Origin of the sequence: Nonlabens dokdonensis (assembly GCF_002162835.1) — a bacterium.
GTDB classification, from domain to species: domain Bacteria; phylum Bacteroidota; class Bacteroidia; order Flavobacteriales; family Flavobacteriaceae; genus Nonlabens; species Nonlabens dokdonensis_B.
The window spans coordinates 1-15,821 of sequence record NZ_MAAX01000140.1 but is presented as its reverse complement, the minus strand read 5'-3'; the positions used below and the strand labels follow the sequence as shown (position 1 = coordinate 15,821).

Annotated in this window: 15 protein-coding genes; 9 read left to right on the top strand and 6 right to left on the bottom strand. The window is 36.3% G+C overall.

The features are described from left to right. A partial coding sequence (locus tag A9Q93_RS09355) for a replication-associated recombination protein A (RefSeq protein ID WP_303687134.1) occupies nucleotides 1-1,205 on the bottom strand: 1,205 nt, incomplete at its 3' end. 110 nt (nucleotides 1,206-1,315) lie between these two features. Between A9Q93_RS09355 and A9Q93_RS09350 the strand changes: the two genes are divergently transcribed. Then, nucleotides 1,316-1,990 carry a rhomboid family intramembrane serine protease gene (locus A9Q93_RS09350; protein ID WP_303687133.1) on the top strand — a complete coding sequence of 225 codons (675 nt, stop codon included), beginning with the start codon at nucleotides 1,316-1,318 and terminating at the stop codon, nucleotides 1,988-1,990. Nucleotides 1,991-1,998: 8 nt separating this feature from the next. Here A9Q93_RS09350 and rlmB read toward each other — a convergent pair whose 3' ends face one another. The 5 genes from rlmB to A9Q93_RS09325 form a co-directional block, all read right to left on the bottom strand. Next, a complete protein-coding gene (gene rlmB, locus A9Q93_RS09345) occupies nucleotides 1,999-2,730 on the bottom strand; it encodes a 23S rRNA (guanosine(2251)-2'-O)-methyltransferase RlmB (RefSeq protein ID WP_303687132.1) in 732 nt (243 codons plus the stop codon). Nucleotides 2,731-2,824: 94 nt separating this feature from the next. Then, nucleotides 2,825-3,556: a hypothetical protein gene (locus A9Q93_RS09340; RefSeq protein WP_303687131.1), complete on the bottom strand. Its 732-nt coding sequence runs from the start codon at nucleotides 3,554-3,556 to the stop codon at nucleotides 2,825-2,827. Between the two features lie 20 nt (nucleotides 3,557-3,576). Further along, nucleotides 3,577-5,034 carry a RagB/SusD family nutrient uptake outer membrane protein gene (locus tag A9Q93_RS09335; protein WP_303687130.1) on the bottom strand — a complete coding sequence of 486 codons (1,458 nt, stop codon included), beginning with the start codon at nucleotides 5,032-5,034 and terminating at the stop codon, nucleotides 3,577-3,579. 10 nt (nucleotides 5,035-5,044) lie between these two features. After that, nucleotides 5,045-8,101: a SusC/RagA family TonB-linked outer membrane protein gene (locus A9Q93_RS09330; RefSeq protein WP_303687129.1), complete on the bottom strand. Its 3,057-nt coding sequence runs from the start codon at nucleotides 8,099-8,101 to the stop codon at nucleotides 5,045-5,047. Between the two features lie 117 nt (nucleotides 8,102-8,218). Beyond that, nucleotides 8,219-9,859: a BamA/TamA family outer membrane protein gene (locus A9Q93_RS09325; RefSeq protein ID WP_303687128.1), complete on the bottom strand. Its 1,641-nt coding sequence runs from the start codon at nucleotides 9,857-9,859 to the stop codon at nucleotides 8,219-8,221. A 172-nt stretch (nucleotides 9,860-10,031) separates the two neighbouring features. Here A9Q93_RS09325 and rpsL point away from each other — a divergent pair, with 172 nt between their 5' ends. The 8 genes from rpsL to rplB form a co-directional block, all read left to right on the top strand. Next, entirely contained in the window at nucleotides 10,032-10,406 is a 375-nt protein-coding gene (rpsL, locus tag A9Q93_RS09320; protein WP_015361172.1) for a 30S ribosomal protein S12, read from the top strand. 67 nt (nucleotides 10,407-10,473) lie between these two features. Next, nucleotides 10,474-10,950: a 30S ribosomal protein S7 gene (gene rpsG, locus A9Q93_RS09315; protein WP_303687127.1), complete on the top strand. Its 477-nt coding sequence runs from the start codon at nucleotides 10,474-10,476 to the stop codon at nucleotides 10,948-10,950. Between the two features lie 4 nt (nucleotides 10,951-10,954). Continuing rightward, nucleotides 10,955-13,093 (top strand): elongation factor G, encoded by a 2,139-nt coding sequence (gene fusA / locus A9Q93_RS09310; RefSeq protein ID WP_303687126.1) that lies wholly within the window; start codon nucleotides 10,955-10,957, stop codon nucleotides 13,091-13,093. Between the two features lie 11 nt (nucleotides 13,094-13,104). Further along, entirely contained in the window at nucleotides 13,105-13,410 is a 306-nt protein-coding gene (rpsJ, locus tag A9Q93_RS09305; protein WP_006795812.1) for a 30S ribosomal protein S10, read from the top strand. An 83-nt stretch (nucleotides 13,411-13,493) separates the two neighbouring features. Beyond that, the gene (rplC, locus tag A9Q93_RS09300; RefSeq protein WP_303687125.1) at nucleotides 13,494-14,111 is read left to right on the top strand and encodes a 50S ribosomal protein L3; all 618 of its coding nucleotides are present in this window, start codon (nucleotides 13,494-13,496) and stop codon (nucleotides 14,109-14,111) included. Further along, the gene (rplD, locus tag A9Q93_RS09295) at nucleotides 14,111-14,740 is read left to right on the top strand and encodes a 50S ribosomal protein L4 (RefSeq protein WP_303687124.1); all 630 of its coding nucleotides are present in this window, start codon (nucleotides 14,111-14,113) and stop codon (nucleotides 14,738-14,740) included. The genes rplC and rplD overlap by 1 nt, the downstream gene beginning before the upstream one ends. Before the next feature lie 6 nt (nucleotides 14,741-14,746). Continuing rightward, a complete protein-coding gene (gene rplW / locus A9Q93_RS09290; protein WP_303687123.1) occupies nucleotides 14,747-15,037 on the top strand; it encodes a 50S ribosomal protein L23 in 291 nt (96 codons plus the stop codon). A 12-nt stretch (nucleotides 15,038-15,049) separates the two neighbouring features. Further along, a partial coding sequence (gene rplB / locus A9Q93_RS09285; protein WP_303687122.1) for a 50S ribosomal protein L2 occupies nucleotides 15,050-15,821 on the top strand: 772 nt, incomplete at its 3' end.

Here is a 15,821-nt window from a genome sequence, read left to right as displayed (position 1 = left end):
TCATAAATTTTAGTTTTACTCAACTCAGCAGGTAGAAAGTCATAAAATGCAAAATTCCCAGGATGATCGTGTGCATATTTATATTCTTCACCATAACCTAATTCCTTCATAAGCTTTGTAGGAGCGTTTCTGAGTCCTAAGGGCACAGATAGATCACCAGTTTCTTTAACTAAGCGCTGTGCTTTACCTATGGCCTGATAACTAGCATTGCTTTTTAAAGATGTGGCCAGATATATAGCACACTGACTTAATATTATTCTTGATTCTGGAAAACCTATAGTTGAAACTGCTTGAAATGTATTGTTTGCCATTATCAAAGCAGTCGGATTTGCATTTCCTATGTCTTCAGATGCTAGAATTAATAGTCTACGTGCAATAAATTTAAGATCCTCGCCACCTTCAATCATTCTAGCTAACCAGTAAACAGCTCCGTTAGGATCACTGCCTCGTATTGATTTTATAAAAGCACTTATGATATCATAATGTTGCTCCCCAGTTTTGTCATATCGTGCAGGATTTGCTTGTACCTGTGAGAAAACGAGCTCATTTGTAATACTAATTTTTGATTCCTCTACTGAGTTTATTACTAGTTCAAAAACGTTGAGTAACTTACGAGCATCACCACCGCTTATTCTCATCAATGCGTCAACTTCATCAATGGCGATTTGTTTTTTTGATAAAATACTATCTATCTTAATAGCTCTTTGTAGTAGATTTTCTAGGTCCGCTTTCGCGAAAGCTTCTAGTACATAGACTTGACAACGAGAAAGGAGTGCAGGTATTACTTCAAAGCTTGGATTCTCTGTAGTGGCACCTATCAAAGTTACCCAACCTTTTTCTACAGCAGCAAGAAGAGAATCTTGTTGTGATTTACTAAAACGATGAATCTCATCTATAAAAAGAATAGGGTTTTTAGCGGTAAAAAGCCCACCTGCACCTTTGGCTTTTTCAATAACCTCACGTATATCCTTTACACCACTATTTATAGCACTTAAAGTGTAAAATGGGCGTTTGCTCTCTTGAGCAATAATATGAGCTAAGGTAGTCTTCCCAGTTCCAGGAGGTCCCCATAAAATTAAAGATGGTGTGGTTCCGTTGATTATGTGTTGCCTCAAAGTCCCTTGATTCCCTACTAAATGTGATTGACTCAGGTAATCTTCTAAACTATTAGGTCTTATGCGCTCGGCAAGTGGTATATGTTGCATGTGACAAAATTAGAGTTTCTTAACAGGATGTACAATGAACCTCTATTTTAATTGCCACGACAGTATGACATTATATTAAATTGGTCTTTTTATTGATAACCATACTATTGATGAAGGATTCAGAATATTTTAAGTTTGATGCAATCACCGTTATACCGGCGGTTCTTTTTGTACTGTTAATGTGGCTGGTATATTGGTTAGAGATATCATTTCATTTCAGGTTTACCGATAATGGTATTAGGCCAGAAAAGGTTTCAGGATTACAAGGTATATTTTTTGGTCCTTTCATACATTCTGGATTAAAACATTTGTGGAGTAATACTATACCGTGCTTAGTTTTAATTACTGCGCTTGTTTACTTTTATAGAAGTGTCTGGGTAAAAGTATTAATTATAGGTTTATTAATTACTGGTTTTACTACTTGGTTAATAGGTCGACCGTCCTATCACATAGGAGCTAGTGGAGTGGTGTACATGCTAGTCGCATTCTTGTTTTTCAAAGGGCTGTTTACAGGCCATTACAAGTTATTAGCGCTTACATTTTTGGTTGCTTTTTTTTATGGAAGTTTAGTGTGGTATGTTTTACCCATAGAAGATGGAATTTCTTGGGAAGGTCACCTAAGTGGAGCAGTTACAGGTGTGTTACTTGCAATTTTTACCAAAAGTAAAACTCCAGAAAAGAAGCGTTATGAGTGGGAATTAGATCAATATGATGAAGAATTAGATCCTTTTATGCGACACTTTGATAAGGATGGTAATTTTATCGAATTAGATGAGGAGGAATGATTAGTTTATTACAATCGCTGTCTTAAAGTTTCATAAAGCATTGCTCCACATGCAACAGATACATTTAACGAAGCAATGTCACCATACATGGGCAATTTTACTATGTGATCGAGAATCTTTAAAGTAGATGGATTAATACCTTTTTCTTCGCTACCCATTACTATCGCCATCGGCTGATTGAGTTCAATATCATAAATAAGATTATTTGCTTTTTCATTAGCTCCTGCGGTTTGAACGCCATAAGCTTTCATTAAAAATACAGCATCTTTAATGTGATTTACTTTACAAATAGGAATGTTAAATACGGCTCCTACACTAGTTTTAACAGTTGCTGCGTTAACTGGTGCGCTACCACTTTCTGATATTACAATAGCATCGACACCTGTACATTCTGCTGTTCTGATAATAGCGCCAAAATTACGAACATCTGTGATCCCATCTAAGAGCAAGAACAATGGTTTGCTTTCCATGTCTATCTTTTCTAGTATACTTTCTAAATCTTTAAAATGAATAGGAGAGATGCTTGCAACTGCACCTTGATGGTTTCCTTTTGCTAAGTGATTTAATTTTTCTATAGGAACAAATGAAGTTGTGATATTATTTTTTCTTGCAACTGTTTTTAATTGCTGCATTAAAATGCCGTCACCATCTTTTAATAAATAGACTTTTGATATTTCTTTACCGCTTTCTATAGCTTCAATAATGGCACGTATACCGTATATATATGTAGTCTTTTCCATATTGCAAATGTAGGTTTATTTATGTGAGTTTATTGTATAAAAAAAAGCCCAAGTCTTAAACTTGGGCTTTTAAATTAATCGTGATCAATTTTAATTATTGATTCACACAGAATTGTCTAGTTTGTGATGCACCAAAAACTCCACCACCACTTGCAAATGTTAAAATAGAACAAGTAATAGTATAATTTCCAGTCGTTGTATTATCTACTTGACCATCACCAAAAGAATCAGTAATAGTAGCAGTGTAACAACCATCAGCTAGGAATATATCTTCAGTATACGTTTGTACTCCATTACCAAGAGCTGGCATAGTGTAAACTACACTACCAGTTGCATCATCAGTAATAAAGAAACCAGTTTCTGAAGCAAAAGAATCTGTATTGATTGTGAATGTTGCATCATTACAAACAACTTCTTTGAAATACTCAATTTCTAATACAGTTCCAAAAACATCAGTGTTGTCACTTGTTGCCTTTATACCGAAAGAGTCAGTTTCACCATCACCTAAGTTAATGGCATCAAAATCAAAACTTACAGTTGCTGTTCCTTCATAAGAGTCAGCTGGTACTGTTATAGTTCCTAATGATACACCACCACCTGCAGGCGCTTCGTCAGCAAATGCTAGACCAAATGTTCTAGCCTCCGAAGATGGGCTGGTAATTGTTACAGGGAAGGACTCAGTAGTTCCTTCAGAAGGTACAGAAACCTGAGCAGAGCTTACGCTTAAACCAACTGCAGTTCCATCATATATTGGTTGCTCATGGTTTTCACATCCTGTAATTAATACAGCAGCTGCTACCGTTAAAGCTATTAAATATTTTTTCATTTTATATAGTTTTAAATTTATTAATATCCAGGATTCTGTTGTGCTCTTAATGCTGGGTTCCCATTAAATTCATTAAGAGGAATAGGCCATGTCCATCTAGTGTCTGTAATTGCTAAATCACATGCACCGAATGGTGTACAGTCTTCAGAAGCTCTATCAACAGTTCTGTTTCCTTTAGCTCCCATTCTTCTAAGATCCTTGTAACGGTGTCCTTCAAAAGCAAATTCTTTTCTTCTTTCATCAAGGATTCCGCCCCATGCATCAGCAGTACTTCCAAAAGCAGTCGTTTGATCAGATCCATAACGAGCATCTCTTACTTGGTCTACAAAACCTGCAGCCCCAGATGGGTCATTTGCAGCAGCTCTAGCTTCAGCAAGTATAAGTGCCATTTCTGAAGATCTTAATATTTTATGATCGTTCATTAAAGGTTGACCTTCAGATCCTCTGTATTTATTTACAGTGTATACATTACGTCCTGCAGCAGGAAGAGGTTCAAAAGCTTCAGCATTTACTCCTCTACGAACGTCTGCAGCATCAAATGCATTGTATAGATTAGTAGCTACTTCGTAATAAGGTGATCCAGTAACTCCAGGACCAGTAAATGCATATTTAGCACCAGCCCAACCACCGTTGGCAGAAACACCAGTAGAACCTTGACCATCAAAGGCATCATTAAGAGTTCTCTCTAATTTCATAATAACCTCTGCATTACTTGTATCTTCAAATACATCTTCATAATCTGATGTGCTTGCAAGTGGATATGAACTTAATAAAGACTGTGCAAGTGGAGCTGCAGTTCCATAATCTTCTCTGTAAGCTGCTGCTCTAGCTTTAAGTGCTCTTGCTGCGTCTTGAGTAAATAATACATTATTTGTTTCTGTAATTAATGATGCTGCTAAATCTAAATCATCATAAATTAACTGAAACGTTTCACCTGTAGTATTACGTAAAGCTGAATAATCAGTACCAGTAACAAAGTCCACAACAGGAACTCCAAGAGAGTTATCATCACTCATGTCAACAATGTACAATCCAGCTAACTGAAGGTGTTGCCATGCTCTAATAGCGTGTGCTTGTCCTAAAAGGTCATCACGTCTTGCTTCATCACCTGTCGCATCAATATTTGCTGCTGCTTCGATTACAAGGTTAGCTCTTCTAATACCTGCATAGTTATTTCTCCAAACATTTGAAGGTCCTGCATTGTTAGAAGCTAGGTTAAATCTATATAAAGATTGTCCTTGTCCACCACTATCAAATCCTATTCTAATTTCATCTGTGAAAACAGAAGTAAAATGTTGTTCAGCGGTTACGAACATACCAGTATATGCATTGATTAATGCATCTTGCATGTCATCTACTGATTGAATTGCTGAAGCTGCATCTAAGACTCCAGGCTGTCTTATATCGGTTGCATCTTCACAGCTGAAAAACAACCCTGCTAATGCTAAACCAAAAACTAATTTAAATTTTTTCATCATTTCTTTTTTTTTAAATTCCTAATTCAAGTCCTATTGATATTTGTCTAGGTGTTGGGAAACCTCTAGAACCATTTGTTTGTGCTAATGGGTCATAACCTCTCCAGCTAGAGAATGTTACAAGGTTTTCTGCATTTAAGAATACACTTAATCTACTTACTCCGATTTTAGATAATACATCTTCTTGGAAGTTGTACCCAAGAGTTACAAATCTTAAGTTCAAGTAATCTGCAGATTGTAGGTATCTAGTACTAGCAAATGTGTTGATGTTTGTAGCATCTAAAGAAGGAATCGCAGTGTTTCTATTTGTAGGAGTCCAAGCATCTAAAAGGTCAGTTGATACGTTGAATTGTCCTAAGTTAGTTGGATCTTGAACGGTAGACAAGTCGTTGTCAAATCTGTCTAATCCAGTTGCAAAGTTCCATTGAGTGTTCAAGTAGAAATTTTTGTACTCCGTATTGATATTAAAACTACCAGTAAACTCAGGGAATAAATCCTTGTTTAACCATACTCTATCAGTATCTGGATTTGGATTTTCAGTTAGATCGCCATTAGCGTCTAAGAATAATACATTACCATTTGCTGGGTTAACACCTGCATATCTGATTGTATAGTATTCGAATAATCTATTACCTTCTCTACCAGTTCCAATGATTTGACCATCTTCTGCATTTAGGTCTCTAATAACGTTTTTATTTACGTTAGCAACTCCACCTATAGTTAATGCAAAATCTCCTTCTTCTTTCTTTCTAATTAAATCGTAGTTTACTGTTAAATCAATACCACGGTTGTTAAGAACACCGAAGTTACCAGGTAAACTGTAACCATTTGTTCCTGCAAGACCTGAAATATTTGTACTTGTAAATAAATCAGTAGTATCTCTATAATAAGCGTCGATGCTACCTCTTAAGCGTGAGTTGAATACTTCAAAATCAAGACCTACGTTAAATTCTTTAGTAGTCTCCCAGCTCAATCCACCTAGTCCAAAGTTAGCTACACCAATTGTCTGTAAACCTGCATATCCAGATCCTGTCGCAAAAGTATCTCTAAATAAACCTAAGTCTAAGAATTGAACACTAGGGCTGAAAATACCAAAGTTGTTATTAAGGTCTACATACTGGTTACCTACCTCTCCATAAGATGCTCTTAATTTTAAGAAGTTGATGTCAGACTCTTCTCCGAAGAAGTTCTCTTTGTGGATATTCCAGAAAGCTGATGCTGCAAAGAAAGTTCCCCATTTGTTATCACCTGTAAAACGAGAAGAAGCATCACGTCTAATAGTACCAGATACACCATACTTGTCATCATAACTATAATCTAAACTACCAAAGTAAGAAAACAATCCAGAGTTGTTGTTATCTGCACCAGCTGTATCAATGTAAAAATCATTGTTAGGTTGGTCAGCAACAAAACCTGAACCATCACCTTCTGCAAATGTTCTTGGGTCAAGTCCTTCAGCAAAGTAACGGAATCCTCTCAAGTGAGCTTTAAAGTATTCAGTATATAATCCTACGTTCAAACTATGCTTTTCATTGAAAACTTTGTTGTAGTTAAGAGAAGTAGTTTGATTAAAAGTAAATTCTCTAATAGTGGCTTGTTGTTGGAAACCGGCTAATGGGTTTGCAGCACCACCAAATAATAACGCATTAAAAGAGTCAGACGCCTCAAATCTTGTTAAAATATTATTTTGATAGTCAATACCAGAAGTACTGTTAATAGAGATGTCGTCTGTAATTTTATAGTTTAAATTTAAACTACCTACTACCTTGATCTCTTCTTCTTTTCTATTGTAAGTATCTAATCTATCTAATAAGAATAATGGAGTGTTAGCAAACAATAAAGGGCTTAATAAGTCAGCTCCTGTAGTGTAGTCATTTGCATTTAACCATGGTACACCTTGAAATCCTGCAAGAACATAGTTACGGTTAATTGCCCCAGTTCCAATTTGATTTGGAGCTTGATTATCTGAATAGTTAGCAGTTAAGTTCAATCTATAGTTGAATTTATCATTCTCAGTTTTTCCAGATACGTTTGAACGTAAGTTGAATCTCTTAAGTCTTGATTGAACTAAGATACCTTCTTGATCAAAATAACCAATAGAAGTAAATTGTCTAGTGTTTTTTCCACCAGAAGATAAACTTACAGTATTGTTTTGAGTGATACCAGTTCTAAAGAAGTCTTCTCTCCAGTCGTTAGTTCCTGCAGCTGCTATTTCAGCATCTGTCAATGGCACACCAGTACCTTGATACACACCAGCACCAAAACCTACACCTCTTTCTCTTTCAAGAGTAAGTAGTTGCTGAGAGTTCATCATGTTGTAATCATTATCTTGTAATTCTGTAAAAGTTGTTAAAGAATTAAAACTAATTTCTAAAGGCGTCTCGTAAGAACCTTGATTAGTTTCAATTACAACAACTCCGTTTGCACCACGGTTACCATAAATCGCAGTTGCAGCGGCATCTCTCAAAACACTGATGGATTTGATATCTTGTGGGTTCAAACTACGGAAGTTATCTTCATCAACAAAAGCACCGTCGATGACAAATAATGGCTCAGTGTTACCATTAATCGTACCGATACCTCTCAAGTTAATGGTTGAATCACCACCTGGCTGACCACTTACGGTATTAATGTTTAAACCAGCAACCTGTCCAGATAATGTCTGTAGGATGTTTGCATTAGGTCTGTTTTTAATAGTTTCATCTGTAACTACACTCGTAGCAACACTACTCTTTATTGGAGTCGTGGTACGATAACCTATTACTACAACTTCTCCAAGTGAATTTTTTAATTCAACATTGATTAAAGTTTGATTGCCTACAACAACCTCATAAGCATCATATCCTGTAAAAGCAAACACTAAAGTGCTTTCTGGGGAAGCTTGAATTGTATACATACCATCAAAATCGGTGGTAGCAAAGGTTGAAGTACCCTTGACAGATACAGTAGCGCCAAAAATCTCGTCCCCATCGGGACCAGTTACCTTACCGGTAACAGTTTGCTGTGCAAAAGCTACTTGCACAACTAACGCTAGTAAAAGCGTCAAAATTCCATTTAATTTTGTTTTCATGTTTAGATTTATTTGAATTAGCCAGCTCCAAAAATCAAAAAAAGAACTTAATAAAACAACTTTTATTGACTCTATTTATAGGATTTATTAAGATGGGCTTAACATTAAGCTAACATTTTAGAAGTTTATTCTAAGGTTTATGTGAGCTACTGTGCTGGATAAGTCCACTTTAGCGCTGTTAAAACGTCCGTTTGCAATACTTAAATTTAAAACTCCAGCATTTGTTAAAATTGCTATTCCAGCACCGTAACCATAGATTCTATCTAGCTTTTTACTGTTAAAATTCTCAAATATCCCTATATCTAGAATGCTGTGAAGGTAGATTTGAGAGTTTAAGCAGTATCTATACTCAGTTGCGAGCGTGGTATAGAACGAGCTATCTATGCTATTTTGATTAAAACCCCTTATACTTCCTAATCCTCCGAATTGATAAAGTTCGTTGAATTGTATATTATCGGATTTTAAATAACGACCTCTTATAAGTCCTAAGAACTTACTTCTGTAATTAAGATGCAGTAATTTGACAATGGTTGCGTCTATTGTGTATTGATTTTCATTTTTATTTTCCAGATTACGATTATAGGCGCCTATTTTGAATTCAAGTATTATATCTTCTGGATTCAAATCTTCTTTTGATCGTTTTTGATAGAGTGCATCAAGTTCAATTCCGTTAGTTCTTAGATTTCCTACCTCAATTTCTCCATTGATGCCATCAGATGTTGTGTTTTTATAGTTTATTCCTATGCTTGTGTGCCATGAAGGTTTAAAATATACACCTGTTGTGAAGGATGTACGCTGGTAAGTGCTATCTCTTCGCAATAATTGGATTTCAGCTTTTGTACCTATGCTGCTCTTCCATAGATACGGAATATTGAAACTGGTTGTTAATTGTGTTTGATCTTCGTTGTCATTTCGGTATTCTAACTTAAAACTTTCTGCATTATTCAGGTTGTTCTCGAGATTTAAATTTAAATATCCGTTAAGCTCAACTTTCCCGTTGTCGGAGTTGTTAAATCCTAGTAGGCCTTCTGCATAGTTGTTATTTTTTTTTTCTAAAAAGAGGTAAAGCGACGTACTGTCTTTTTTGAAAAGTACTTCTGGAGTTTTAACCACATTTACAAAACCGAGGTCTTTTATGTAATTTTCTATTGATAGGATATTGTCTGTGAAATAAAGGTTGTGAGAGTTGATAAATTCTCTGATCGTTTTTTTAGGGAAATTCTTATAGCCTTTAACGATTACATTGTCGATAAACCTTTTTGAATTGAGCTGTATTTTTAGATCTGCCTTCACCGTTTTGGAGGTGTCTAGTTTTATATTAATTATTTTGGTGGTAGCAAAAGGAAATCCCTTATCGTTGAGCTGTTTGTTTGTTGCTCTTAAATAACTTTCAAGTTCTTCTATTGGAATATTGTTTCGCTTTCGCGAAAGCGAGATAGATCGTTCTGATAGTTCTTTTTCTATGAAATTCTCAAAGTGAATCTCTTCGTATTTTTTATTTAAAGTTATTTTACATGAGAAAGTGCTATCATTTAATTTTCTTGAAGTATAAATGATATGATTAAAGTATCCTTTTTTAAAAAGGCTTGCTGTTATACTGTCTTTTGTTTTTTTTAAACCGCCATTTAATTGCATAGTTAGGCTGCTATCAGCTTCTTGAATAAGCTTACTGTGGAAGTTGGTTTCCAGGTATTTTTTCTGACAAAGGGCTTTGCTAGAAATTAATATATATATAATAAGGACAAGATGGTGTTTCAATTGTGACTTGTTAATTGGGCCTAAAGCTATCGATTAACGTCTAAAATAACTTAAATCTTGTAGGTTTTTAAAAGTTATTCTAAATATTTGAAAGTGAGGTTTGAATAACACAATTTTATTCTTACCTTTGCCGACCCTTAAAATAGGGATTAATTTATTAGCGTAAAACAATATGCCAACGATTTCACAATTAGTACGTAAAGGAAGAGCCAAAATAACCAAGAAGAGTAAATCGGCTGCTTTAGATTCTTGTCCTCAACGTCGTGGAGTATGTACTCGTGTTTACACAACTACACCTAAGAAGCCTAACTCAGCGATGAGAAAGGTTGCAAGGGTTAGACTTACTAACGGTAAGGAGGTAAATGCATACATTCCAGGAGAAGGACACAATCTACAAGAGCACTCGATAGTATTGGTTAGAGGTGGAAGGGTAAAAGATTTGCCAGGAGTTAGATATCACATCGTGCGTGGAGCACTGGACACCGCTGGTGTTGCAGACCGTACACAACGTAGATCTAAATATGGTGCAAAACGCCCTAAGAAGTAATCAATTTTTAAAAAATCTATTCATGCTCTGTGTAGATTTTTTTAATTAACAATTTCAACAAGAAGAAATGAGAAAAAGACAGGCCAAGAAACGTCCTATCCTTCCGGATCCACGTTTTAACGACCAGCTGGTGACTCGCTTTGTTAACATGATGATGTTACACGGTAAGAAGTCTACAGCATTCAAGCTTTTCTATGATGCAATGGATATCGTAGAAGAGAAAAATCAAGATGAAGAAAAAACTGCATTAGAGGTGTGGAAAGATGCGTTGTCTAACGTTATGCCACATGTAGAGGTGCGTAGTCGCCGAGTAGGTGGTGCTACATTTCAAATTCCAATGCAAATCAGACCAGATCGTAAGATATCTACTGCCATGAAGTGGTTGATAGGTTACTCTCGTAAGAGAAATGAGAAATCATTTTCTGTACGTCTAGCATCAGAGATCCTTGCAGCTGCAAAGGAAGAAGGTGCTGCTGTTAAGAAAAAGGTTGATACTCATAAGATGGCTGAGGCAAACAAGGCATTCTCACACTTTAGATTCTAAGGAAATGGCAAGAGATTTAAAATTAACAAGAAATATAGGTATTGCCGCGCACATTGATGCTGGTAAAACTACTACAACTGAAAGAATCCTTTATTATACTGGAGTTTCTCATAAAATAGGTGAGGTGCATGATGGTGCTGCTACTATGGACTGGATGGAGCAAGAGCAGGAAAGAGGTATTACTATTACTTCTGCAGCTACTACTTGTACCTGGAGGTTTCCTTTGGAGAATGCAAAGCCATTACCTGAAACAAAAGATTATCATTTTAATATTATTGACACACCTGGTCACGTAGATTTTACTGTAGAGGTAAATAGATCTTTACGTGTATTAGATGGTTTAGTTTTTCTATTTAGTGCTGTTGATGGTGTAGAGCCGCAGTCAGAAACTAACTGGAGACTTGCAGATAATTACAAAGTACCTCGTATAGGTTTTGTTAACAAAATGGACCGTCAAGGATCCAATTTCCTTGCTGTATGTCAACAAGTGAAAGACATGTTGAAATCTAATGCGGTGCCTATTGTTTTGAACATTGGTGATGAGGATCAATTTAAAGGTATTATTGATTTGGTTAAGAACCGTGCTATTGTATGGCATGATGAAACTCAAGGTTCTACCTTTGATGTAATCGAGATTCCTGAAGATATGAAGGAAGAAGCAAGAAAATATCGTGGGTTGTTGATCGAAGAGGTTGCTGCTTATGATGAGAACTTGCTAGAAAAATATATGGAAGATGAAGATTCAATTACTGAAGATGAAGTGCATGCTGCTCTTCGTGCTGCGGTAATGGATATGTCTATAATTCCAATGATTTGTGGTTCTGCCTTTAAAAATAAAGGGGTTCAGTTCTTGCTAGACGCTGTATGTCGTTATTTGCCTTCTCCTACTGATAAAGAAGGTATTGTAGGTACAAATCCTGATACTGAAGAACAAGAATTGCGTAAGCCAAGTGTAAAAGAGCCGTTTGCTGCTCTTGCATTTAAAATCGCAACAGACCCATTTGTAGGACGTCTAGCGTTTTTCCGTGCTTATTCTGGTCGTTTAGATGCAGGTTCTTATATCTTAAATAATAGATCCGGTAAGAAGGAACGTATCTCACGTATTTATCAAATGCACTCTAATAAGCAGAATGCTATCGACTTTATTGAGGCTGGTGACATCGGTGCTGCTGTAGGTTTTAAAGATATTAAAACTGGAGATACCATGTCAGATCAAGATCATCCTATTATACTTGAGTCTATGGACTTCCCGGATCCGGTAATCGGTATCGCAGTTGAGCCTAAAACTAAGGCTGATGTTGATAAAATGGGTATGGCTTTAGCTAAATTAGCTGAGGAAGATCCTACTTTCCAAGTAAGAACAGATGAAGCTTCTGGTCAGACTATTATCTCTGGAATGGGAGAGTTGCACTTAGATATCATTGTTGACCGTATGCGTCGTGAGTTTAAAGTAGAGTTGAATCAAGGTGCTCCTCAAGTGGAATATAAAGAGGCTATCACTAGATCTGCTCAACACAGAGAAACTTATAAAAAACAATCTGGTGGTCGTGGTAAATTCGGTGATATAGTATTTACTATTGAACCAGCTGAAGAAAATGAAGAAGGAAAGGTAGAAGAAGGTCTTCAGTTTGTTAATCAGATCAAAGGTGGTAATATTCCTAAGGAATTTATTCCTGCCATTGAAAAAGGTTTCCGTGAGGCTATGAAGTCTGGTCCATTAGCTGGATTTGAAATGGATAGTATGAGAGTTACTCTTACTGATGGTTCTTTCCACCCAGTAGATTCTGATGCGCTATCTTTTGAGCTGGCTGCAAAGATGGGTTATAAAGCTTCTGCTAAATCTGCAGGTGCAGTTATCCTAGAGCCTATGATGAAGTTAGAAGTGATTACCCCAGAAGAGAACATGGGTGATATAGTAGGTGATTTGAACAGAAGACGTGGTCAGGTGAACGATATGAGTGATCGTAACGGAGCAAAAGTTGTTAAAGCAGATGTTCCACTTTCTGAGATGTTTGGTTATGTAACTACATTACGTACGCTTTCATCTGGTCGTGCTACTTCAACTATGGAATTTTCTCACTATGCTGAGACTCCTTCAAACATTAGTGAAGAAGTAATCGCAGCAACAAAAGGTAACAATTAATATTTCAAACGATGAGTCAAAAAATCAGAATAAAACTTAAATCTTACGATTACATGCTGGTGGATAAGTCTGCTGAAAAAATTGTAAAGACAGTAAAAAGCACAGGTGCAGTGGTAACAGGACCTATTCCTTTGCCTACACATAAGAAAATATTTACTGTTTTAAGATCTCCTCACGTAAACAAAAAGTCTCGTGAACAGTTCCAATTAAGTTCTTATAAAAGACTTTTGGATATCTATAGTTCTTCTTCAAAGACAATTGATGCTTTGATGAAGTTAGAGTTGCCGAGTGGTGTTGAAGTAGAGATCAAGGTTTAATAATAGAAAATAAAGGTTATTTGTTCCGCTTTCGCGAAAGCGGAACTCTTAATCAAACAATTAATAATATAATAAATAATAATATGTCTGGGTTAATAGGAAGAAAAATCGGAATGACTAGTATTTATGATGAGAATGGTAAGAATATGCCATGTACTATCATTGAAGCTGGTCCTTGCGTTGTTACCCAAGTCAGAACTGAGGAAGTGGATGGATATGCTGCTTTGCAATTAGGTTTCGATGACAAATCAGACAAGAATGCTTCTAAAGCGGCTCAAGGTCACTTTAAAAAAGCAGGAACTGCAGTCAAAAGGAAAGTTGCCGAATTCAAAAGTTTTGATGAGGAGTACAAATTAGGAGATTCAATAACAGTTGATATGTTCACTGAAGGTGAATTTGTAGATGTTTCTGGAACTTCAAAAGGAAAAGGATATCAAGGTGTTGTAAAACGTCATGGTTTCGGTGGTGTAGGTCAAGCTACTCATGGTCAACATAACCGTTTAAGAGCTCCTGGTTCGATAGGTGCTGCATCTTATCCTGCTCGTGTATTCAAAGGAATGCGCATGGCTGGACAGATGGGTAACGAAAAAGTTAAAGTTCAAAATTTAAGAGTTCTCAAAGTTGTTTCTGAAAAGAATCTACTTGTAGTGAAAGGGTGTATTCCTGGACACAAAAATTCTTATGTAATAGTACAGAAATAATGAAGGTAGCAGTATTAGATATTAAAGGAAAAGAGACTGGGCGTCAGGTAGAGTTATCTGATGAAGTTTTCGGTATTGAACCTAGTGAGCACGCGATTTATTTAGATGTTAAACAATTTCTTGCAAATCGTCGTCAAGGTACACATAAGGCAAAGCAAAGAGCTGAGATTGCAGGTAGTACTAGAAAGATAAAAAAACAAAAGGGTACTGGTACAGCACGTGCTGGTTCTATCAAGTCTCCTGTTTTTAGAGGTGGTGGACGCATTTTTGGTCCTGTTCCACGTAGTTATTCTTTTAAACTTAATAAAAGTCAAAAGAGATTAGCTCGTAAAAGTGCCTTAAGCAAAAAGGTTTCTGAAGGTGCCTTAACTATTGTTGAAAATTTCAATTTTGATGCTCCAAAAACGAAGAATTTTACCGAGGTTTTAGAGAGTTTAGGACTTAGTGATAAAAAATCGTTATTTGTGTTGGGAGAGTCAAATAAAAATGTATATTTGTCTTCGCGAAATTTGAAAGGTTCTAAAGTTGTAAATTGCACAGAATTAAGCACTTACAGTATTACAAACGCATCAAACGTCGTTCTTTTAGAGGGTTCTCTGGAAGAAATAGAAGAAACTTTAAGTAAATAAGCAGTTATGAGTATCTTAATTAAACCTATTATTACGGAAAAGGCTACCAGAGATAGTGAGCTTTTAAACCGATTTGGCTTTGAAGTTGCTCCTAATGCGAACAAAGTTCAAATTAAAAAGGAAGTTGAAGCGACATATGGTGTAACTGTTCTTAAAGTTAGAACAATGAATACTCGTATCGATCGTAATACTAAATATACTAAATCAGGGATTCAAGTTGGTAAAACAAGTGCTCGTAAAAAAGCCTTCGTACAACTTAAAGATGGTGAAACCATTGATCTTTATAGTAATCTATAATAAAAGACAATAATGTCAGTTAGAAAATTAAAACCTGTAACTCCAGGACAGCGATTTAGAGTTGTAAATGGTTATGATGCCATTACAACTGATAAGCCGGAGAAGAGCTTGCTTGCTCCGAAAAAACGTTCTGGTGGTCGTAACGCAACTGGTCGTATGACTATGCGTTATAAGGGTGGTGGTCATAAAAGACGCTACCGTATAATCGATTTTAAAAGAAATCATTTTGGAGTACCTGCAACGGTTGCTAGTATTGAGTATGATCCTAACAGGACTGCCTTTATCGCCTTGTTGAATTATCAAGACGGTGAAAAAAGGTATATAATAGCTCAAAATGGGCTTAAGGTAGGTCAGAATTTGGTTTCTGGTGATAGTGCTTCGCCTGAGGTTGGTAATGCGATGAAATTAGCAAATATTCCTTTAGGTTCTATAATTAGCTGTATAGAGCTAAGACCTGGTCAAGGAGCGATTATTGCTCGTAGTGCTGGTGCTTTTGCACAGCTTATGGCTCGTGATGGGAAATATGCTACGGTAAAAATGCCTTCTGGAGAAACAAGATTGATTTTGCAAGAATGTCTTGCGACAATTGGTGCTATATCTAATAGTGATCATCAATTATTAGTTGGTGGTAAAGCTGGTAGATCTAGATGGTTAGGGCGTCGTCCTAGAACTCGTCCAGTTGTGATGAATCCTGTAGATCACCCAATGGGTGGTGGTGAAGGTAAGTCTTCAGGTGGTCACCCACGTTCTCGTAACGGTATTCCTGCTAAGGGTTATCGTACTA